The sequence below is a fragment of the Nakamurella leprariae genome (assembly GCF_016918035.1).
GTDB lineage: Bacteria > Actinomycetota > Actinomycetes > Mycobacteriales > Nakamurellaceae > Nakamurella > Nakamurella leprariae.
In genome coordinates this window covers 332112-352334 of sequence record NZ_JAERWK010000010.1, presented here as the reverse complement: position 1 = coordinate 352334, position 20223 = coordinate 332112, and the positions used below count along the sequence as shown (strand labels likewise).

The window sequence follows — 20223 nt, the reverse complement described above, 5'->3', positions numbered from 1 at the left end:
CGCGCTGCGAGTGCCAATGGCGGGCGGGGGCCCGCGCATCCCCGTCGACGGACGGGGTCCAGCCAGGAGGATGTCGTGCCCACGTACCAGTACGCCTGCACCGAGTGCGACCACCGCTTCGAGGCCGTCCAGGCCTTCAGCGACGCCTCGCTCACCACCTGCCCGGAGTGCAACGGCAAGCTCCGCAAGGTGTACGGCTCGGTCGGCGTGGTGTTCAAGGGCAGCGGCTTCTACCGCACCGACTCCCGGTCCGGCTCGTCCGCGACCGACACCTCCTCCGGCGCGTCCTCGAGCAGCGACAGCAAGTCCTCGGAGTCGAGCAAGCCCGCGGCCAAGGAGTCGACGAGTTCGTCCAGCAACTCCACCGCCAGCACCCCGGCCGCGTCGAGCTCGTCGTCCTCGTCGAGCACCAAGGCGGCGTCCACCTCCAGCTGAGCGCGCGGGCGCCGGGCACACTGGAGCGGGTGACGATCCGGCGCCGCTCCGCTCTGGCCGTTCTCGCCGCCGCGGCGCTTGCGGTCGGCACCGGCTGCTCGGCCGGCGGGTCCGAACCGGCCCCGTCATCCACGATGTCGTCGTCATCCATCGACGCCGTGGAGAGCGCGACCCCGACGACGACGGTGAGCGCCGCGCCGCCGGCGTCCCCCACCACCGACGCGCCGGCCACCGTCATGACCCCGGCACCGGCACCGTCGCCGGCTCCGGTTCCCGCCGGGCCGGCCGAGCCGACCGCCGTCGCCACCGGGCTCGACACCCCGTGGGGGCTGGACGCGCTGCCCGACGGTCGCGCGGTGATCACCGAGCGGGACACCGGCCGGGTCCGCACCGTCGCCCCCGACGGCACCGTCGGCGAGCTCGGTACGGTCGCCGGCGTGGTGCCCGGCGGGGAGGGTGGCCTGCTCGGCGTGGTCGTGGCGCCCGGTTTCGACGCGGCCACCATCTCCGGCACCCTGCTGGTGATGTACACCGCGGCCGACGACAACCGCGTCGCCCGGCTCACTGTCACCGACGGCGCGATCGCCGGCCAGCAGGTCGTGCTCGAGGGCATGCCCAAGGGCCGCATCCACAATGGCGGCCGGCTGGCCATCGGCCCGGACGGCTTCCTGTACGTCGGCACCGGGGACAGCGGCGACAGCGCCCTCGCCCAGGACCTCGGCTCGCTCGGCGGCAAGATCCTCCGGCTGCAGCTCGACGGCAGCCCGGCCCCGGGGGCGCCCTTCCCGGAGGCGCCGCTGGTGTTCTCACTCGGACACCGCAACGTGCAGGGCCTGGCCTTCGACGCCGCCGGCCGGCTGTGGGCCGCCGAGTTCGGCCAGAACACCTGGGACGAGCTGAATCTCATCACCGCCGGCGCGAACTACGGCTGGCCCGAGGTCGAAGGCATGGGCGGCGATCCGCGGTTCACCGACCCGCACCGGGTGTGGACCACCGACGAGGCCTCCCCCAGCGGGCTGGCCATCACGGGTGGGTCGGCGTGGATGGCCGGGCTCGGCGGCGAACGGCTGTGGCAGGTGCCGTTGATCGACGAGACCACCGGCGAGCCGGTCCCGCGGTTCGCCGACGAGTTCGGCCGGCTCCGGTCGGTGCTGGCGCGTCCCGGCGGGATCCTGTGGATCACCACCTCCAACACCGACGGGCGCGGCGACCCGCGCGACGGTGACGACCAGCTGCTGGTGTGGGACACCGACGGCTGATCCGGCTCGGAGCAGTTGTCCCCATGGCCGGGTTGTCCACAGCTGTGCTCGTCGGGTCCTGCTCCGGAGGCTCGCGCTTCGTAGCGTCCGCGGCATGCGACGGAGCGGAGATCGTGGTGGAGATGTCGAGGACCGGTTGACGGCCGGCCGGCGGGACCGGCTGTTGGCCTGGTGGATCGACCGGCGGCCGCTCGGCCGGCAGCTGCGGACCCTGCGCCGGCTGATCGCGGTCGCGCTGGTGCTGGCGGCCGGTGCGGTCGCGCTCGCTCCCCCGGAGGAGGCGGAAGCCGGCGTGCCGGTGACCATCGCCGCGCGGGATCTGCCGCTGGGCGCGGTGCTGCAGCCCGGTGATCTGCGCGCGGCAGTGAGTCGCGACCCACCGGACGGCGCGCTCGACCCGGCGCTCGCCCTGGACGGCCGCACCCTGGCTGCGTCGATCCGCCGCGGCGAGGTGCTCACCGACGTCCGGTTGACCGGCGCCGCGCCGGATCCCGGTCCGGGGCGCGCGGTCGTCCCGGTCGCGCCGGCCGACCCGGCCGTGCTGTCGGTGCTGCAGCCGGGGTCTCGGGTGGCGGTGCTGCGCCTCGCGGCCGATCCCACCGGTGGTCCGGCCGGAGCTCCCGAGGCGTTGACCGACGATGCGCTGGTGCTGCGGTTGGACGCGGCTGCGCCATCCGACGGACGTGCGGCACGGGCGGACCCGGCGGCCACCGTGCTGCTGGCGCTGCCGGAGTCGGTGGCCGACGCGGTGGTGGCGGCGACGCTCACCGGGACGTTGGCGCTGCGGTTGGTGGGGTGAGGCGTGCTGCGCATCCGATCTCGGGGCCACGCCGATAGCCGCATCGATCGGGATGGACGACCTTGCTACCGTCCGGATCCGTTGACGTCGCAGCCGGAACGGGGATCGAGGATGGGCATGCTCAGGGGCTTCAAGGACTTCATCCTGCGCGGGAACGTCATCTCGCTGGCGATCGCGGTCGTCATCGGTGCGGCGTTCACCGCGGTCGTCACCGCCTTCACCACCAACGTCATCCAGCCGCTGCTGAACGCGGTGGGCTCGGTCGATGCCGGCGGGCTGGGGTTCCGGGTGGTGCCGAGCAAGCCCGAGTCGTTCGTCAACATCGGTGCGCTGATCACCGCGCTCATCACGTTCGTGATCACCGCAGCGGTCGTCTACTTCGTGTTCGTGGCGCCGATGAACGCCATCAACGCCCGCCTCGCCGCGCGCAAGACGCCGGTCAAGGCCGACCCGACCGAGATCGAGATCCTCCTGGAGATCCGCGACCTGCTGCGCGACGGGGCCACGCCGGCCGAGGTGGAGTCCCGCCTGCCCGACTCCCCTCGTCCAGCCGTCGATCCGACCGACGGCCCCACCAGCCGCTGACGCCGACCGACTCAGCCGCCGTGGTGCGGCGGCCGGTTCTCCCGGTACCACCGTTCGTCCCGGCCGGTCCCCCCGGCGCCGGAGCTGCCCGGGTCCAGTTCGTCCCGGGTGACGTCCGGCAACGTCGTGCCGAACACCTCGTCCAGCCGCCGCCGGTCCACCGCCGGGCCTCGCTGCTCCGCGCCCGGCTCCGGGTCGTTCGTCGCGCTCATGTCGTCGAGCGTGCCATCTCACCGACGCGGCGCCGACGAACGATCATCATGGGAGTCCCTACCCCTCGATCACCTGGAGGACCGCGTCATGACCTTCCTGGACAAGGCCGCTGACAAGGCCAAGGCCCTGGCCGGCGACGTCACCGAGAAGCTGACGACCGCCGCGGACGCGGTCGGCGACAAGGTCAGCGAGGTGGCCGAGCCGGCCTGGGAGAAGACCAAGGCGACCGCCGGTCAGGTCGGCGACAAGATCGGCGAGACCGCCGGACCGGCCTGGGACAAGGTCACGGCGGTGGTCGGCCAGGTCAGCGCCACCATCACCGACGTGGCCGGCACCGTGGTCGAGAAGGTCACCGGACGGGACGACGCCCCGGCCGCCGCTGGCCCGGACGCCGGTCAGCCCGATGCAGCCGAGCCGCCGGTCGAGACCGAGGTGGACGCGGTGCAGGACGAGGTGCAGGACGAGGTGGACAGCACGGGCGAGCCTCAGCACTGACGGCGGCGGCCGGGCCGCGTGCGGCGGCCCGGCCGGTCCGGTGTTGTTGGTGGCCCGGCGTCGCCGAGCAGCCCGGCGGTCGGATCAGACCTCGAGCTCCGGGTCGGCCAGGTCCTCGATGACGTGGATGGCCAGCGGGGTCAGCGTGGCCATGCCGTCGCGGATGGCCTGCCGACTGCCGGCCAGGTTGGCCACCAGCGTCGAGCCGGACACCCCGACCAGCCCGCGGGAGATCACCGCGTCGGTGGCGCCGGCGGCCATGCCGGACCAGCGCAAGGCCTGGGCGATGCCGGGCAGTTCGCGGTCCAGCACCTCGGCGGTCACGTCCGGGGTCACGTCCCGTGGGGTCACGCCGGTGCCGCCGACGGTGACGACCAGGTCGACCCCGCCGATCACCGCGGTGTTCAGCGCGGTCCGGATGGCCACCCCGTCCGACGGCACGATCACCGACCCGTCGACCACGAACCCGGCCTCGACGAGCAGCTCACTGACCAGCGCGCCCGCACCCTCGTCGTCCTCGCCGTGCAGGGTGTGGTCGGTGATCGACACGATGAGCGCGCGCCCAGCGTGGGTGCTCGTGGTCACGGAAGGACCCTCCTGCAGGTTCGTCATGATCGTCACGATCGGCATGGTGCGGTCGGGTGGCGTGCCGCGGTGACCCCGGGGGGGGGCAACCGCATCAGGCAGAGCGTAGAGCCCGGCACCGACGCCGCTGACAGGTGCCACAGCCCGTCGTCGTTCGAGCCGCGAGCCTGCCCGGATTGCTCCGATCAGCACGGATCAGCACGGATCAGCACGGATCAGCCCGGATCAGCACGGGCGTGCCCGGCCTCACCGACCGTCCACCCGACTACCCGGCCCGAGGAGCGAACGGACGCAGACGCTCGCCGGTCGCTCAGCCACGCCACGGCGCCGGGTCGCCCAGTTGCTTCCGCCACGGAATCAGCTGCGGGCGGAATCCAGGTGATCGTCGGGGATGTCCGGCCTACGCTCCGCCCGGTGCTGTCCGACGGGAACTGTCCGCCGCCGCCCTGAGATCAGCACCGAACCGCACCCCGATCCGCCCCGCGATCCGGTCTGACGTCGCCCGCGAGTCGCCGCCAGGCCTCCGACCCCGCCGCCCGGCACCGCCCGTCGGCGGGCTCACTGAGGAGCTCCGATGCTCATCCGGCTGTTGCGCAGTTCCCTGCGGCCCCACCGCGGGGCGTTGGTCGTCGTCGTGGTGCTGCAGTTCATCGGCACCATCGCCGCGCTGCTGCTGCCGGCGCTGAACGCGGACATCATCGACGACGGCGTGGCCACCGGCGACACCGGACGGATCATCTCCCTCGGCGGGCTCATGCTCGGCGTGACCGTGCTGCAGATCGTCTGCGCCATCGCCGCGACCTGGTTCGGCGCCCGCATCGCCATGGGCGTCGGTCAGCAGCTGCGCGGCGACATGTTCGCCCGGGTGGGCACCTTCTCGGCCCGTGAGCTCGGCCAGTTCGGTGCCCCGTCCCTCATCACCCGCACCACCAACGACGTGCTGCAGGTGCAGACCGTGGTGCTGATGAGCTGCCTGATCCTGGTGCAGGCGCCGATCATGGCCGTCGGCGGCGTGATCATGGCGCTGCGCGAGGACGTGGGCATGTCCTGGCTGCTGCTCATCAGCGTGCCGTTGCTCATCGCCTGCATCGCCGTGGTCGCGGCGCGGATGGTGCCGCAGTTCCAGCGCATGCAGCGGCGGCTGGACACGGTGAACCGGATCCTGCGCGAGCAGATCACCGGCATCCGGGTGGTCCGAGCGTTCGTCCGGGAGGACCACGAGGTCGAGCGGTTCGGCGACGCCAACCGACGGCTCACCGACACCGCGCTGCGGGTCGGCCGGCTCATGGCGCTGCTCTTCCCGATCATCATGCTGATCATCAACGCCTCCAGCGTGGCCGTCCTCTGGTTCGGCGCGCACCGGGTGGACGACGGGACGCTGCAAGTCGGCTCGCTCATCGCCCTGCTCAGCTACCTGCTGCAGATCCTCATGTCGATCATCATGGCCACCTTCGTGCTGATCATGGTGCCGCGCGCCGCGGTCAGCTCCGGCCGGATCACCGAGGTGCTGGACACCCGCAGCTCGGTGAAACCGCCGGAGCACCCACAGGCTCCGCCGGCCGACCCGAGCCCCGACCAGGCCGGGGTGGTGTTCGACGCGGCCGAGTTCCGCTACCCGGGCGCCGACGCCCCCGTCATCAGCGACGTCTCCATCCACCTGCGGCCCGGCACCACCACCGCGGTCATCGGCGCCACCGGCTCGGGCAAGACCACGCTGCTCTCGCTCATCCCCCGGCTGTTCGACGTCACCGGCGGCTCGGTCGCCGTCGACGGACTGGACGTCCGGGAGTGGGACCCGGAGCGGCTGTGGGCCCGCATCGGACTGGTCCCCCAGCGTCCCTATCTGTTCTCCGGCACGGTCGCCGAGAACCTGCGGCACGGCCGTCCGGACGCGACCGACGAGGAGCTGTGGGAGGCACTGACCATCGCGCAGGCCGCCGAGTTCGTCCGGGAGATGCCGGACGGGCTGGACACCCGGCTCTCCCAGGGCGGCACCACCGTCTCCGGCGGGCAACGGCAGCGGTTGTCGATCGCCCGGGCCCTGGTCCGCCGGCCGCGCATCTACCTGTTCGACGACTGCTTCTCCGCCCTCGACCTGGCCACCGACGCCCGGCTGCGCGCCGCCCTCCGGCCGTGGACCCGGCACTCCGCGGTGCTGCTCGTCGCGCAACGCGTCTCGAGCATCGTCGAGGCCGACCAGATCGTCGTCCTGGACGGCGGCCGGGTGGTCGGCCTGGGCACCCACGACGAGCTGCTCGAGACGAACCCGACCTACCGGGAGATCGCCGAGTCGCAGCGCAGGACGGAGGTGGCCGCGTGAGCACGACCAAGGAGCCGGCGGCCGCGTCACCGGCCGATGAGCCGGCCGACCAGCCGGCCGAGGCGCCGGCCCGCCCCGCGGCGCCTCGCCCTCCCATGGGCGGTCGCCCCGGTATGGGCATGCCGGCCGAGAAGGCGCTGCAGTTCGGCCCGTCGGCCAAGCGGCTGCTCGGGCTGCTGCGCCCGGACCGGGTGGTCATGACGTTCGTGATCCTGCTCGGCGCGGTCAGCGTGGCGCTCAGCGTGCTCGGCCCGTGGGTGCTGGGCCGGGCCACCGACGTCATCTTCGAAGGGGTGCTGTCCCTGCAGTTGCCGGCCGGCATCACCCAGGCCCAGGCCATCGCGCAGGCCCGGGCCTCCGGCAACGACACCTTCGCCGACCTGCTCTCCGGCATGCGGATCGTGCCCGGGCAGGGCATCGACTTCGGCGCGCTCGGCCGCATCCTGCTCATCGTGCTGGGGCTGTACCTGGCGTCCTCGCTCTTCGCCTGGGCCCAGGCCCACCTGCTCAACACCGTGGTGAACCGGGCCGTGCTGCGGCTGCGGCAGTCGGTCGAGGCCAAGGTGCACCGGCTGCCGCTGAAGTACTTCGACGGCCGGCCCCGCGGCGAGGTGCTCAGCCGGGTCACCAACGACATCGACAACATCTCGCAGTCGTTGCAGCAGACGCTGTCCCAGGTGCTGACCTCGCTGCTCACCGTGGTCGGCGTGCTGATCATGATGCTGTCGATCTCGCCGCTGCTGGCCCTGGTCGCGCTGGTCGCCATCCCGCTGTCGCTGGTCATCACCGCGCTCATCGCCAAGCGGTCGCAGCCGATGTTCGTGCGGCAGTGGCGCACCACCGGGGAGCTGAACGGTCAGGTCGAGGAGGCGTTCACCGGGCACGCGCTGGTCCAGGTGTTCGGCCGCCGCCAGCAGGTCCAGGCCGAGTTCGACGCGAAGAACGCGGAACTGACCCGGTCGTCGTTCCTGGCCCAGTTCACCTCGGGGATCATCATGCCGGCGATGCTGTTCGTCGGGAACCTGACCTACGTGGCCATCGCCGTGGTCGGCGGGCTGCGGGTGGCGTCGGGGTCGATGAGCCTGGGCGACGTGCAGGCATTCATCCAGTACTCCCGCCAGTTCACCCAGCCGCTGACCCAGCTGGCCACCATGGCCAACGTCATGCAGTCCGGCGTCGCCTCCGCGGAGCGGGTGTTCGAGCTGCTCGACGAGCAGGAGCAGATCCCGGAGTCGCAGCAGCCGGCCACCGTGGCCGACCCGAAGGGCGAGGTCCGGTTCGAGGACGTGTCGTTCTCCTACCGGCCCGACCAGCCGCTCATCGAGCATCTGTCGCTCACCGCGCGGCCCGGGCAGACCGTGGCGATCGTCGGTCCGACCGGGGCCGGCAAGACCACGCTGGTCAATCTGATCATGCGGTACTACGAACTGGACGGCGGCCGCATCACGCTGGACGGCGTCGACATCGCGTCGATGACCCGGCACGACCTGCGGTCCCGGATCGGCATGGTGCTGCAGGACACCTGGCTGTTCGACGGCACCATCGCCGAGAACATCGGCTACGGCCGGCCGGGCGCCACCGACGAGCAGATCCGGGCGGCGGCCACCGCGGCGTTCGTGGACCGGTTCGCGCACGCCCTGCCGGACGGGTTCGAGACCCGGATCAACGACGACGAGGGCAGCCTGTCCGCCGGCGAACGGCAGCTGCTCACCATCGCCCGGGCGTTCCTGGCCGATCCGTCGCTGCTGATCCTGGACGAGGCGACGTCCTCGGTGGACACCCGCACCGAGGTGCAGGTGCAGCGGGCCATGGCCGCACTGCGCAGCGACCGGACGAGTTTCGTCATCGCGCACCGGCTGTCGACCATCCGCGACGCCGACGTCATCCTGGTGATGGAGCACGGCCGCATCGTCGAGCAGGGCAGCCACGAGGAACTGGTCGAGCTCGGCGGCGCCTACGCCCGGCTGTACCAGGCGCAGTTCGCCGGGGCGGTGCTCGACGAGGTGTGAGCCTGTGACCGGGTCGCGCGTGGCCGCGAGCCGCAGCGAGGTCGGCGCACCGTAGACTGAACCGGTTGATGTGCGTCACGCACGTCTGCGGCCGTTGCCGAATCGATGCCAGTGCCGGTGTCCCTCCTTCACGCCTGCTCCCGCGGGCGTGCCCGCCGGGAGTCGCGCACGCGGCACCCGAGCACGGCACCGGACGAGGACACATGACGAACCAGAACGCGCCCCGGCGTACCCAGACCAGCCAGGGCGCCCGCCCCGCGACCGGCGACGCCCGCCGCGGCGGCCGCACCGGCACCGGCACCGCCGCTGCCGGCGGGAACGCCGGCCGTGGCGCCGGTCACCAGGGCCGCGGCGACAGCGTCCGCACCGATCCTGCCCGCACCGACTCCACTCGCGACATCACGACCGGCCGGTCGTCCGCGCCGCGGCGCCGCCGTCGCGGTGGCTCGGGCGCAGCCCGCACCCCGGGTGCGCAGCACGCCCGCCCGGCCGGCACCGCGCCGACCCCGATCTTCGCCGTCGACCCGGCCGCCGTGCCGCACGCCGACACCGCGACCAGCGCGAGCACCCCGGCGGCGGGTGCCTCGTTCACCGACCTCGGGGTGCCCGCCCCGCTGCTCGCGCCGCTGGCCGGGCTGGGCGCCACCTCGGCGTTCCCGATCCAGGCGGTGACGCTGCCCGCGTCGCTGCAGGGCCGGGACGTGCTGGGCCGCGGTCGCACCGGCTCGGGCAAGACCATCGCCTTCGCCATCCCGCTGGTCGCCCGGCTCGCCGCCGAAGGCCGCCGCCGCACCGCCGGCCGCCCCCGCGGTCTGGTGCTGGTGCCGACCCGCGAGCTGGCCCTGCAGGTGCACCGCACCGTCGACCCGCTGGCCCAGGCGGCCGGCCTGCGCACCATGACCGTGTTCGGCGGTGTGGGCTACGGCAACCAGACACAGGCGCTGCGCGGCGGCGTCGACATCGTCATCGCCTGCCCGGGCCGGCTCGAGGACCTCATCACCCGCGGCGACGTCACCATGGCCGACGTGCAGATCACGGTGCTCGACGAGGCCGACCACATGGCCGATCTCGGCTTCCTGCCCGCGGTCCGGCGGCTGCTGCGCGCCACCGCGCCGGGCGGCCAGCGGCTGCTGTTCTCGGCCACCCTGGACAACGGCATCTCGGTGCTGGTGAACGACTTCCTCACCGACCCGGCCGTGCACGCGGTCGACGGCGAGACCTCCCCGGTCGCGGCCATGAGCCACCACGTGCTCGCGGTGAGCAAGGAGGACCGCGCGCAGGTGGTCCGCGAGCTGGCCGCCGGCCGCGGACGCCGACTGCTGTTCACCCGCACCAAGTACGGTGCCCGCAAGCTGGCCGCCACGCTCACCAAGCACGGCATCCCCGCGGTCGACCTGCACGGCAACCTGTCGCAGAACGCCCGGGAGCGGAACCTGGCCGCGTTCGCCTCCGGCGAGGCCAGCGTGCTGGTCGCCACCGACATCGCCGCCCGCGGCATCCATGTCGACGACGTCACCCTCGTCGTGCACGTCGATCCACCGGCCGAGCACAAGGCGTACCTGCACCGCTCCGGCCGCACCGCCCGGGCCGGCGCCGCCGGTCAGGTCGTCACCCTGATGCTGCCCGAGCAGGCCGCCGAGGTGCGCACGCTGATGAACAAGGCCGGCATCAGCGCGCCGACCACCTCGGTGCAGCCGGGCCACCCGGTGCTGGCCGGGTTCGCCACCAACTGACGCAGCGGGGCCGGCTCGTCGCCATCACGACGGGCCGGCTCCGACACCTCCGCGGCCCGCACCGGTGCCCGCTGACGGAGAGGACCCGCACATGGCGCGACGTGAGACCCCGACGGTCGCTCTGGGACTGCTGGCCTGCTGTACCGGCGTGGTGGTGCTGCTGCTGGCGCTGATCCTCGGGTTCTCGATCGAAGGCACCCCGCGGGCCGTCGCCGACTCGGCCAAGGGTCAGCGGATCGCGTTCCCCGCGGTCATCGCGGTGCTGGCCGGGATCGTCGCGCTCGGCGGGCGCCGCCACGGCTGGGCGTTCGTGGTCGGCATCCTCGGCGCGCTCGCGGCGGTCGTGGCCGTCGCGCTCGCGGTGCTGCTGCCCGGCGGCTGAAGCCGTCCTCGAGCTCGTCGTGGCGGTCGGGCGGCCCGGTGGTGCACCACCGACCGGACCGCACGACCGACCGCACGACACTGTGCTACCGCGCGGTGTAGCCGCCGTCCACGGGCAGCGTGACGCCGGTGATCCAACTGGCCTCGTCGGAGGCCAGGAAGAGGACGGCATGGGCGACGTCGATCGGACGGCCCAGCCGGCGCAGTGATTGGTGCGCGGTCATCATCTCCTCGTACGCCGGCAGGCCCCCGGGATAGTCGGCGGCGATGCCTTCCACGAGCGGGGTCAGGACGGTCGACGGATTCACCGCGTTGACCCGGATGTTGTGCCGGCCGTAGCTGGCGGCGTCCTGCTTGGTCTGCATGTTCACGGCGCCCTTGGCGACGTGGTACGGCGTGAACTCGTCGTTGCCGACGAGACCGTAGATCGACGAGAAGTTGACGATCGCCCCGCCCCCCGCGGTCAGGAAATGCGGCACGGCGGCCTTGGTGGCGAAGAAGACGCCTTTGACGTCGACGGCGAACACCGCGTCCCAATCCGCCTCGGACACCTCGTGGGTCGGCTTGTCGACCCCGATGATCCCAGCGCAGTTGATCAGGATGTCCAATCCGTCGAAGCGATCGGCGGCCTCGTCGACACATCGCCGGACATCGGACTCATCGCTGACATCCATCCGCCAGGCCGCGGCGGTACCACCGGCATCAGTGATACCGGCGGCGACCTCGGAGACCTTGGCGTCATCGAGATCGGTGACGGCCACGGCCGCGCCGTGCCGGCCGAACAACTCGGCGGTGGCGCGGCCCATGCCCGATCCGGCCCCGGTGATCAGCGCTCGTTTGCCCTGCAGGCGTTCCACTGCTTCCTCCTGTTCCCTGCCCATCCGGTCCGGCGGGGACACCGCTGACTCGTGGGGCCCCCGCCGGGGACTGCGTCGTCCCGGCGACCGCGGTCAGACTCCGACCGCGGCGTTCCGCTCGGCGCGGTGCCGCAACGCCGCGTAGTCGTCGGCCTCGAGCTCTCGGCAGTAGGCCTGGTAGACCTGACCGCCGCCCATGTAGACCTGGAACTCCTCGGGTTTGCCGGGCACGTTCTCACCGAGGAACCAGGCCTTGGCCTTCTTGCCCTCGGTGTACATCACCGTGGCTCGCCCGGTGCGCTCGGTCTCCTGCCGCCACCACTCCTCCGACTCCGGGGTGGCCTCGAAGTAGTCCAGATCGTGCTCCTGCGCCCACCGCAGCGCCCGCTGCAACCACTGCGCGCCGAGCTGGATCGGCACGATCAGATTGGAGTACGGCGTCTGCGGGCCCAGGGACATGAAGAAGTTGGGGAAGCCGTTGGCGTTGATGCCGAGGTTGGACTTCAGGCCGTCCTGCTGCCACTTGTCCCGGAGCGTCCGGCCGCCGCGACCCACGATGTCGATCTTCGTGAGGGTGCCGGTCATCGCGTCGAAGCCGGTCGCGAAGATGAGGACGTCCAACGGGTACTCGGTGTCACCGACCCGGACGCCGGCGGGCGTGATCGCGGAGATCGGTGTCGACTGCGTGTCGATGAGGTGGACGTGCTCCAGGTTGAACGCGTCGTAGTAGCCGTGGCCGGTGGGCACCCGCTTGCCGTTGAACGAGTAGCCGCGCGGGCTGAGCAGTTCCGCAGTGGCCGGGTCGCGGACGATCTCGCGGATCTTCGACCGGATGAACTCGGACGCCAGCTCGCTCGACTCGTGGTTCGTGGCCAGGTCGTTGAAGCATTCGTTGGCGAAGTGGAAACCGCCCTCGTTCCACTTGCTCTCGAAGATCTCGCGACGCCGCTGGGCGTCGACCTCCAGGGCGCCGTGCTCGGCAGGCTGCATGGCGACACCGAACGGATGGTTGGCGGCCTGCTCGTACACCTCGTCGTAGTGCTCGCGCAGCCACTGCATGTCCGCCTCGGACACCGGCGAGTTGGTGGTCTCCACCACGTAGTTGGGCGTGCGCTGGAACACGAAGAACTCACCCGCCAGCGGCGCGACGACCGGCACCACCTGGATGCCGGAGGCACCCAGGCCGATCAGGCCCACCCGCTTGCCCGCCAGGTCGACGCCCTCGCGCGGCCACTGGGCGGTGTGGTGCACCTCGCCCCGGAAGCTCTCGATGCCGGGGATGTCCGGCAGGATCGGCTGCGACAGCACGCCCATGGCGCTGACCAGGTAGTGCGTCGTGACGCTCTGACCGTCCTGCAGCTGCACCAGCCACAGGTTGCGGTCCTCGTCGTAGGTGGCCGACTGCACCCGGGAGTCGAACCGGATGTCCTTGCGCAGGTCGAGCCGGTCGGCCACGAAACGCAGGTAGGCGAGCACCTCCGGGCCGGACGGGTACCGCTCGCTCCAGGTCCACTCGTCCCGCACCTCCTTGGAGAAGGAGAACGAGTAGTAGCTGTACTCGCTGTCGGTCCGGACGCCGGGATACCGGTTCACCCACCAGGTTCCGCCGAGGTCTTCCTCGCCCTCCAGCACGATGGTCCGCAGGCCGATCTCGCGGAGGTGGTGCAGCATGGCCAGTCCGGAGAATCCCGCTCCGATCACCACGGCGTCGTAGTCGGTGCCGAACTGGCCGGGGTGCGCGGACGGGTCATGAGCAACTGCGGACATGTCAGTTCCTTCCGGGGAACGGGACGAAGGGTTCGGGTTCAACGGCCGGCCGTCCGGCCGCGCCGGTACCAGGCCGCCATCTGCTCGATGGAGGCGTCGGCGGGGGCGTGCTGTCCGGCCTGCAACGTCCAGACGTGCTGCTCGCCGTCGACCGGCTCGAAGGTGACGTCCACCCCGGCCTTCCGAGCCAGGTCGACCAATCGGGTGGCGTCGGCGTAGAGGGACTCCGCCGATGAGGCGGTGACGTACAGCCGAGGGAAGCCGGTGAAGTCGGCGAACAACGGGTTGGCCAGTGGATCGGTGGGACTCGCGCCGCCCGACAGGTACCGGTCGATGTTGCCCTGCAATCCCTCTCGCGCGATGAGGAAGTCGGTTGCGTCGTTGGTCTCGATCGTCGAGCCACTGTTCTGCATGTCCAGCCACGGCGAGACGACCATGACCTGGCCGGGCAGCGCCTTGCCCTGCGCGCCTCGTCGGAGGGTGGTCGCGATGCTGATGCTGGCGCCGGCGCTGTCCCCGACCGGGGTGATGTCCTGCGGTGCGATGCCGCGGTCCAGCAGGCCGTCCATCACCGCGTCGGCGTCGTCGATCTGGGCCGGGAACGGATGTTCCGGAGCGCGCCGGAAGTCGGCGACGAACGCATGCACGCCGCACCGGCGGGCGAGGTGACCGGCCAGCTTCCGGTGGCTGGCCGCCGAGCCCAGGGCGAACCCGCCACCGTGCAGGACGACGAGCACCTGGCTCGGATCGGCGTCCAGCGGAGTCACCATGATGCCCGGGACTCCTCCCACCGAACAGCTCTGGTAGGTCACGTCTTCCGGCTCCGCGGTCGCCCGCTGCCAGTCCTCGAACACCCAGCGCATCACCGGCAGCGACATCTGCGGTGCCGCGACGAACTCCTCCGTCCACTCGGCGTACATCCGACCCAGCAGGTCGGTCGGTCCAGTGCCTGTCACGGCGCCCTCCTCGTTGCGGATGCCCCCAGCCGCCGACGTCCCTGCGCGGCCGCCCGGCGTGGGTCCAGCCTCCGTCGTCCGGTCCGTCCGGAGCCTCAGGTGTCTCAGATTGAGGCACCGCTGTCTCACGGTGAGCCGGTCACGCCAGCCTGCCCCGATCGACAATTCCCGGCACCACCGGAGTTCTGGACAACCACGACGACCGGTGATCTCGACGAGGAGAAGGTGGCAGACACATGCGACCCCAGAGCACCCGGTCCCGCCTCGCCGCCCTGGCGTTGGCGCTGACCGTCACCACGACCGCCTGTTCGACCGGAGCACTGACGACCGCGACCACACCGGCGGCGGACACCGGCGCTGCCGGCGGAGCCACACAGTCCGCGTCGACCGCATCGGTGACCGTCGGCACCGTCGGTACCCAGTCGGAGATCCAGGACATCTCTGCCTTCTGCGGTACCGAGGAGCTGACCGTCGCGCTGGCCGACGGCTTCGGCGGCAACTCGTGGCGCAAGATCACCCGTGCGCTGTTCGAGGCCGAGGCCGCGAAGTGCCCGAACATCACCGAGGTGCTCTACACCGACGCGCAGGGCGACACCCAGAAGGCGATCAGTGATGTCAACTCGCTGGTCGCGCAGGGCGCCGACGTCATCGTGTCATTCGTGGACGGCGGCGAGGCGCTGCTGCCGACCATCCAGAAGGCCACCGCGGCCGGTGTCAAGGTCGTCCCGTTCGTGGGATCCCCTGGAGGCACCCCCGGCACCGACTACGTGGACTTCGTGTCCGAGGACATCCACACCTACGGCAGGAACCTGGCCGAGTGGACGATCGATCAGATGGGCGGTCGGGGCAACCTGGTCATGCTCGGCGGCATCGCCGGGAACTCCTACTCCCAGACCGTGTTCGACGGTGTCGTGGAAGCCGTGCAGGAGCATCCGGAGGTGACCCTGCTCAACGAGGACGGCCCGGTGTCGACGGACTGGGAACCGGGCAAGACCCAACAGGTGGTGGCCGGTCTGATCACCAGGCACGGCACCATCGACGGCATCGTCGCCGACTACGGCGGCGGCTCGGTGGGTGGCATCCGCGCCTTCGAGGCGGCCGGCCAGCCTCTGCCGGTGTGGAGTGCCAACGACTCCAACGAGTTCGCCTGCCTGTGGTACGAGCACAAGGACGCCCAACCGAGCTACCAGATCGCCACGGAGTCCTCGCGCAACTGGATCGTGACCGTGGCGCTGCACAAGGGGCTGGCTGCGGCGAACGGCCTGCCGAACGACGAGCCGTCCACCTACGACCTCGAGATCATCGAGGACTCGACCGATCCCGCCAAGGCTCCCAAGTGCGAGCCGAGTCTGCCGGCAGACGCCATCCTGTCGTCCGGCCTGAGCGTCGAGCAGCTGCAGCAGCTGTTCGCGTGACCGTCGGCCATCACACCTCCCGGACTCCCCGGACATCCGGGCTCCCCACCTCACGCAGGAGCAATTCATGGACCGTCTGAAAGGCAAGGTGGCACTGGTCACCGGAGCGGGTCGGGGCATCGGCCGCGCGATCGCCGAGGCACTGCAGGCCGAGGGCGCGGTGACCGTCGCGACGAGTCGGAGCGAACCCGACGGATCGTTCGGCAGCGACATCGACTACCACCGCTTGGACGTCGCGAGTGACGAGGACTGGGCCACCGTCTGCGCGACCGTCCTGGACCGGCACGGATCGATCGACGTGCTGGTGAACAACGCCGGCATCATCGCCTACGAACCGCTGCACGAGCTGACCGTGGCGGACTGGAACAGGGTCGTCGCGACGAACCAGACCGGAGTCTGGCTGGGGATGCGCACAGTGATCCCCCAGATGCTCCGTCACGGCGGCGGATCGATCATCAACCTCTCGTCGATCTGGGGTTCCGCCGCGGTGGAGGGGGCACACGCCTACCACGCCACCAAGGGGGCGGTGCGCAACATGTCCAAGAACGCGGCCATCACCTACGCGCGCAACAACATCCGCGTCAACTCGGTGCATCCGGGATTCATCGACACACCGCTGACCGAGGCCCAGGATCCGGATGTGAACGACTTCGTGGTCTCCCGCACCCCGATGGGCCGGGCCGGACGTCCGGCGGAGATCGCCGCCGGGGTGGTCTTCCTGGCCAGCGACGAGGCGAGCTTCGTCACGGGCTCGGAGCTGGTCATCGACGGGGGGTACCTCGCCCAATGAGCGGTCCGGTGATGCACGGAGCGCCGACGGCGGCCTCCGCGGGCGCGGTCGGCACGGTGGTGACGCGAGCCGCCGAGCAGCAGGTGGCCCTGCGCCTGACCGGGATCGACAAGAGCTTCCCCGGGGTGCGAGCGCTGGACGGTGTGGACCTGACCGTGCTCAGCGGCGAGGTGCACGCACTGGTCGGCGAGAACGGTGCCGGCAAGTCGACGCTGATGGCGGTCGCCTCCGGTGCGCTGGCCCCGGACGGCGGGTCGGTGGAGATCGCCGGCACCCGCCTGACCGGGGCGAGTCCCGACGAGGCCCGCGACCTCGGCCTGGCCATCGTCCGGCAGGACCCGGCCCTGCTCCCCGATCTCACGGTGGCCGAGAACATGGCCATCGGGGTCGGACACCGCCGGGTCGGTGGCATCCACCGGGCCGTCGCCTGGTCGCAGGCCCGACTCGATCCGTGGGGCATGGCGATCGACCCGCGCAGCCGGGTGGATGAGCTGTCCGTCGAGCAGCGGTTCGTCGTCGAGATCGCCAAGGCGTTGGCGCTGGAACCGACCGTCCTGATCCTGGACGAACCGACCGAGCACCTGAACCTCGACGAGGTCAGTCGACTGTTCTCCCGGGTCCGGGAGATCGTGGCCGGTGGCGCGGCGGTGGTGTACATCTCGCACCGGATCCCGGAGGTCAAGCAGATCTCCGACCGGATCACCGTGCTGCGCGACGGCTCGGTGCGGGGCACCTTCAGCACCGAGGAGGTCGACGAGGCACAGATCATCGAGCGGGCCATCGGGCGCAAGCTGGAGGCCGTCTTCCCGCCCAAGGGATCCGAGATCGGCTCCGTGGGGACCGACGAGGTGCTCGTCGTCCGGGGGTTGCAGGGCGAGGGCTTCCACGGCGTCGACCTGACCGTGCGCGCCGGCGAGATCGTCGGCCTGGCAGGCGTCCAGGGCAACGGCCAGGCGGCGTTGCTGCGGGCGCTGGCCGGCCTCGCCCCGGCCGAGGGGTCCGTGTCGGTGCAGGGCGAGCCGGTCCCACGCGGCAATCTGGCTGCTCGACGCTCCGGCATCGTGTACATCCCGGCGGACCGGCACGCCGAGGGCGTCTTCATGTCGCTGGACGTGGCCGAGAACATCTCCGCGGCCACGCTGCCCGAGGTGGCCGGCGCCGGGTTCGTCGGGACCCGCCGGGTGCTCACCCGGGCGCGTCAGCAGATCGAGCAGCTCGGGATCAAGACACCGGGTCCGTCCACCATGGTCTCGGCGCTCTCCGGTGGCAACCAGCAGAAGGTGGTGCTGGCCCGGACCCGGCTGGCCGCACCGAGAGTGCTGCTGGCCGAGGAGCCCACCCAGGGGGTCGACGCCGGCGCCCGGGTGGACATCTACCAGATCCTGCGCGAGACCGCGGATTCCGGCGCCGCGGTGCTGCTGCTGTCCTCCGACGGCATCGAACTGCAGGGACTGTGCGACCGCGTCCTGATCATGTCGCGGGGCCGGGTCGTGGAGGAGCTGACCGGCGACGAGGTCACCGAGGCTGCCATCGGCCGGGCGGCCCTGATGTCGACGCAACTGCGCGATCGGCGCGACGCGGACCGGGCCGGCGGCTTCCGCCGATGGATCCGCGGGGATCACGCTCCCGCGCTGGTCCTCGGCGCGCTGCTGTTGCTGCTCGGGCTGGTGGTCAGCGCGACGAACCCGGCGTACCTCACCCCCTTCAACCTCAACAACCTGCTGTTCATGGCCGCACCGGCCCTGTTCGTCGGGGCGGCGCAGCAGGTCGTCGTGCTCGGCTCCGGGTTCGACCTGTCGGTCGGCCCGCTCATGGGGCTGCTGGTCGTGCTCTCCTCCTTCTGGATCGTCGAGGGTGGCAACCTCTGGGTCGGACTCGGCCTGATGCTGGGTGGAGCGCTCGCGGTCGGACTGATCAACGGCGTGCTGGTGACCGCGTTCCACGTGAACCCGGTGGTCGCCACCCTGGGCATGTCCATGGCGTTGCAGGGCGTCTACCTGGCGCTCCGGTCGACCCCGGGCGGGATCATCTTCCCGACGGTGTCGGAATGGGTGCAGGCGCGGTTCGGGTTCGTCCCCGTGGTCACGGTCGTGGCCGTCGCCGTGCTGCTCGTCCTGGAACTGGCGTTGCGTCGCACCCGGTGGGGACTCCGGTTGCGGGCCACCGGCTCCCGCGCCGACGCGGCGGCCCGGCTGGGCATCCGGACCGGTCGCGTCCGGCTGGGGTCGTACGTGCTGGGTTCCCTGCTGGTGCTGCCGGCCGCCGTGGTGATGATGGCGCAGATCGGCATCGGCGACGGTCGCCCGGCCCTGTCGTACACGCTGACCTCGATCACGGTGATCGTGCTGGCGGGAACGAGCATCTTCGGTGGCCGCGGGTCGTTCCTGGCCGTGCTCGTTGCCGCGTTGCTCGTCCAGCAGATCCTCAACGTCTCTCCCCTGCTGGGTCTGTCCCAGGCGTGGTCGTACTGGCTGCCGGGCCTGGTCACCCTCGCCGCCGCCCTGTTGTACGCCCTCGCCCGGCGGGGCGGCCTGCCGTCCGCCCGCCGTCGGCGGGCCACCACCGTCGCTCCCGGAGGTCGATCATGAGCACGTCCGAACGGACCAGCACGCCGGTGGCGGCGCCACCGCGGGCTGCCGGGCACGCGGGACGCACGGTGGCGCGACTGTTCGGTGGCTCGTGGGTGCCGATCACCGTCGCCACCGTGGCACTGCTCGCGGTGAGCCCGGCGATCGCGCCGGGCAGTCTCGGGTCGGCGTCGGTGCTGTCGATGCTGCCGTTCGCCGCCGTGCTGGCGATCGCCGCGGCCGGGCAGACGCTGGTGGTGCAGCAACGCGGGCTCGACCTGTCGGTGCCCGGCATGATGGCCCTGGGCGCGGTGCTGGTCACCGCCCTCCCGCAGCAGTACGGCGTCGGCGTGGTCCCGGCCGTCGTCCTCGCCGTGCTCGTCCCGGCGCTGTTCGGGCTGCTGAACGGGGTGCTCGTCGCGGTCTTCGGCATCACCCCGCTGGTCGCCACCCTGGGCATGAACGCCGTCCTGCTGGGCACGGTCTTCGCGGTGTCCGACGGCACCCCGTCCGGCGCCGCCGACGGGCTGAACCGCTTCACGCTGGATCGCACCCTCGGCGTTCCCAACACGGTCATCGTGGCAGTCGTGGTGATCGCCGTCGCCGCGGTGGTGGCCAGCCGTTCGATCATCGGCCATCGGCTCACGCAGATCGGGGTGAGCGAGCGGGCCGCCGCCGCCATCGGGATCCGGGTGAACCGATACCGACTGTCCGCCTATGGTTTCGCCGCCGCGTGCTACGGCGCCGCCGGACTGCTGCTCGCCGGCTACGCCAAGACGCCACCGCTCTTCCTGGGCGACAGCTACCTGCTGCCCACGGTCGCGGCGGTCGTCCTGGGTGGCACCGCGCTCACCGGCGGCATCGCCTCGATCGCCGCCACCGCGGTCGCGGCCCTGTTCCTGAGCCAGCTCGGCCAGTTGCTGCGGTCACTGGGATGGCCGGACTCGTCCCAGCTGATCGCCCAAGCGGTCGTGCTCATCCTGGTGGTGGTGCTGCGGGTGGTCGTGCCGACCGCCTGGCAGCGATGGCGCGGCCGATCCACGTCGTGAACCACGGC

At 71.6% G+C, this 20223-nt stretch carries 18 protein-coding genes; 13 read left to right on the top strand and 5 right to left on the bottom strand.

The features are described from left to right. Positions 1-75 precede the first annotated feature (75 nt). The 4 genes from JL106_RS09230 (at position 76) to mscL (ending at position 3078) form a co-directional block, all read left to right on the top strand. Complete coding sequence (locus JL106_RS09230) at positions 76-435, top strand: FmdB family zinc ribbon protein (protein ID WP_205260387.1); 360 nt, start codon at positions 76-78, stop codon at positions 433-435. A 134-nt stretch (positions 436-569) separates the two neighbouring features. Then, a complete protein-coding gene (locus JL106_RS09225; RefSeq protein WP_205260386.1) occupies positions 570-1694 on the top strand; it encodes a PQQ-dependent sugar dehydrogenase in 1125 nt (374 codons plus the stop codon). A 94-nt stretch (positions 1695-1788) separates the two neighbouring features. Next, positions 1789-2493, top strand: a complete 705-nt coding sequence (locus JL106_RS09220; protein ID WP_205260385.1) for an SAF domain-containing protein — start codon at positions 1789-1791, stop codon at positions 2491-2493. Between the two features lie 117 nt (positions 2494-2610). Then, the gene (gene mscL / locus JL106_RS09215) at positions 2611-3078 is read left to right on the top strand and encodes a large conductance mechanosensitive channel protein MscL (protein WP_205260465.1); all 468 of its coding nucleotides are present in this window, start codon (positions 2611-2613) and stop codon (positions 3076-3078) included. A gap of 11 nt (positions 3079-3089) precedes the next feature. Here the strand turns inward: mscL and JL106_RS09210 are convergent, their stop codons facing one another. After that, the gene (locus tag JL106_RS09210) at positions 3090-3290 is read right to left on the bottom strand and encodes a hypothetical protein (RefSeq protein ID WP_205260384.1); all 201 of its coding nucleotides are present in this window, start codon (positions 3288-3290) and stop codon (positions 3090-3092) included. A gap of 88 nt (positions 3291-3378) precedes the next feature. Between JL106_RS09210 and JL106_RS09205 the strand changes: the two genes are divergently transcribed. Beyond that, positions 3379-3786 (top strand): hypothetical protein, encoded by a 408-nt coding sequence (locus JL106_RS09205; RefSeq protein WP_205260383.1) that lies wholly within the window; start codon positions 3379-3381, stop codon positions 3784-3786. Between the two features lie 84 nt (positions 3787-3870). Here JL106_RS09205 and JL106_RS09200 read toward each other — a convergent pair whose 3' ends face one another. Beyond that, entirely contained in the window at positions 3871-4398 is a 528-nt protein-coding gene (locus JL106_RS09200; protein WP_205260464.1) for a MogA/MoaB family molybdenum cofactor biosynthesis protein, read from the bottom strand. Positions 4399-4945: 547 nt separating this feature from the next. Here JL106_RS09200 and JL106_RS09195 point away from each other — a divergent pair. From JL106_RS09195 to JL106_RS09180, 4 genes are all read left to right on the top strand, one after another. Next, complete coding sequence (locus JL106_RS09195) at positions 4946-6691, top strand: ABC transporter ATP-binding protein (RefSeq protein ID WP_205260382.1); 1746 nt, start codon at positions 4946-4948, stop codon at positions 6689-6691. Between the two features lie 95 nt (positions 6692-6786). Further along, positions 6787-8700 carry an ABC transporter ATP-binding protein gene (locus JL106_RS09190; RefSeq protein WP_205260463.1) on the top strand — a complete coding sequence of 638 codons (1914 nt, stop codon included), beginning with the start codon at positions 6787-6789 and terminating at the stop codon, positions 8698-8700. Between the two features lie 203 nt (positions 8701-8903). Then, complete coding sequence (locus JL106_RS09185; protein ID WP_205260381.1) at positions 8904-10433, top strand: DEAD/DEAH box helicase; 1530 nt, start codon at positions 8904-8906, stop codon at positions 10431-10433. A 91-nt stretch (positions 10434-10524) separates the two neighbouring features. Continuing rightward, a complete protein-coding gene (locus tag JL106_RS09180) occupies positions 10525-10815 on the top strand; it encodes a hypothetical protein (protein ID WP_205260380.1) in 291 nt (96 codons plus the stop codon). Positions 10816-10900: 85 nt separating this feature from the next. Here the strand turns inward: JL106_RS09180 and JL106_RS09175 are convergent, their stop codons facing one another. The 3 genes from JL106_RS09175 to JL106_RS09165 all read right to left on the bottom strand — a co-directional run bounded on the left by JL106_RS09175 (position 10901) and on the right by JL106_RS09165 (position 14394). Then, positions 10901-11671, bottom strand: a complete 771-nt coding sequence (locus tag JL106_RS09175) for an SDR family NAD(P)-dependent oxidoreductase (protein ID WP_205260379.1) — start codon at positions 11669-11671, stop codon at positions 10901-10903. A gap of 93 nt (positions 11672-11764) precedes the next feature. Then, positions 11765-13438, bottom strand: coding sequence for a flavin-containing monooxygenase (locus JL106_RS09170; protein WP_205260378.1), 1674 nt, complete (start codon positions 13436-13438; stop codon positions 11765-11767). Positions 13439-13476: 38 nt separating this feature from the next. Further along, a complete protein-coding gene (locus tag JL106_RS09165) occupies positions 13477-14394 on the bottom strand; it encodes an alpha/beta hydrolase fold domain-containing protein (RefSeq protein ID WP_205260377.1) in 918 nt (305 codons plus the stop codon). 236 nt (positions 14395-14630) lie between these two features. Here JL106_RS09165 and JL106_RS09160 point away from each other — a divergent pair, with 236 nt between their 5' ends. The 4 genes from JL106_RS09160 to JL106_RS09145 all read left to right on the top strand — a co-directional run bounded on the left by JL106_RS09160 (position 14631) and on the right by JL106_RS09145 (position 20215). After that, a complete protein-coding gene (locus tag JL106_RS09160) occupies positions 14631-15809 on the top strand; it encodes a substrate-binding domain-containing protein (protein WP_205260376.1) in 1179 nt (392 codons plus the stop codon). Positions 15810-15876: 67 nt separating this feature from the next. Then, positions 15877-16599 (top strand): SDR family NAD(P)-dependent oxidoreductase, encoded by a 723-nt coding sequence (locus tag JL106_RS09155; protein WP_205260375.1) that lies wholly within the window; start codon positions 15877-15879, stop codon positions 16597-16599. 11 nt (positions 16600-16610) lie between these two features. Then, positions 16611-19187, top strand: a complete 2577-nt coding sequence (locus tag JL106_RS09150) for an ATP-binding cassette domain-containing protein (RefSeq protein ID WP_205260374.1) — start codon at positions 16611-16613, stop codon at positions 19185-19187. Continuing rightward, on the top strand, positions 19184-20215 hold the full coding sequence (locus JL106_RS09145) for an ABC transporter permease (protein WP_205260373.1): 1032 nt from the start codon (positions 19184-19186) through the stop codon (positions 20213-20215). The genes JL106_RS09150 and JL106_RS09145 overlap by 4 nt, the downstream gene beginning before the upstream one ends. Positions 20216-20223 lie beyond the last annotated feature (8 nt).

Coding starts and splice junctions, on each gene's coding strand:
- JL106_RS09225 (WP_205260386.1), top strand. CDS start 570: ATGTCGTCGTCATCCATCGACGCCGTGGAGAGCGCGACCCCGACGACG.
- JL106_RS09220 (WP_205260385.1), top strand. CDS start 1,789: ATGCGACGGAGCGGAGATCGTGGTGGAGATGTCGAGGACCGGTTGACG.
- mscL (WP_205260465.1), top strand. CDS start 2,611: ATGCTCAGGGGCTTCAAGGACTTCATCCTGCGCGGGAACGTCATCTCG.
- JL106_RS09210 (WP_205260384.1), bottom strand. CDS start 3,290: ATGAGCGCGACGAACGACCCGGAGCCGGGCGCGGAGCAGCGAGGCCCG.
- JL106_RS09205 (WP_205260383.1), top strand. CDS start 3,379: ATGACCTTCCTGGACAAGGCCGCTGACAAGGCCAAGGCCCTGGCCGGC.
- JL106_RS09200 (WP_205260464.1), bottom strand. CDS start 4,398: ATGACGAACCTGCAGGAGGGTCCTTCCGTGACCACGAGCACCCACGCT.
- JL106_RS09195 (WP_205260382.1), top strand. CDS start 4,946: ATGCTCATCCGGCTGTTGCGCAGTTCCCTGCGGCCCCACCGCGGGGCG.
- JL106_RS09190 (WP_205260463.1), top strand. CDS start 6,787: ATGGGCGGTCGCCCCGGTATGGGCATGCCGGCCGAGAAGGCGCTGCAG.
- JL106_RS09185 (WP_205260381.1), top strand. CDS start 8,904: ATGACGAACCAGAACGCGCCCCGGCGTACCCAGACCAGCCAGGGCGCC.
- JL106_RS09180 (WP_205260380.1), top strand. CDS start 10,525: ATGGCGCGACGTGAGACCCCGACGGTCGCTCTGGGACTGCTGGCCTGC.
- JL106_RS09170 (WP_205260378.1), bottom strand. CDS start 13,438: ATGTCCGCAGTTGCTCATGACCCGTCCGCGCACCCCGGCCAGTTCGGC.
- JL106_RS09160 (WP_205260376.1), top strand. CDS start 14,631: ATGCGACCCCAGAGCACCCGGTCCCGCCTCGCCGCCCTGGCGTTGGCG.
- JL106_RS09155 (WP_205260375.1), top strand. CDS start 15,877: ATGGACCGTCTGAAAGGCAAGGTGGCACTGGTCACCGGAGCGGGTCGG.
- JL106_RS09150 (WP_205260374.1), top strand. CDS start 16,611: ATGCACGGAGCGCCGACGGCGGCCTCCGCGGGCGCGGTCGGCACGGTG.
- JL106_RS09145 (WP_205260373.1), top strand. CDS start 19,184: ATGAGCACGTCCGAACGGACCAGCACGCCGGTGGCGGCGCCACCGCGG.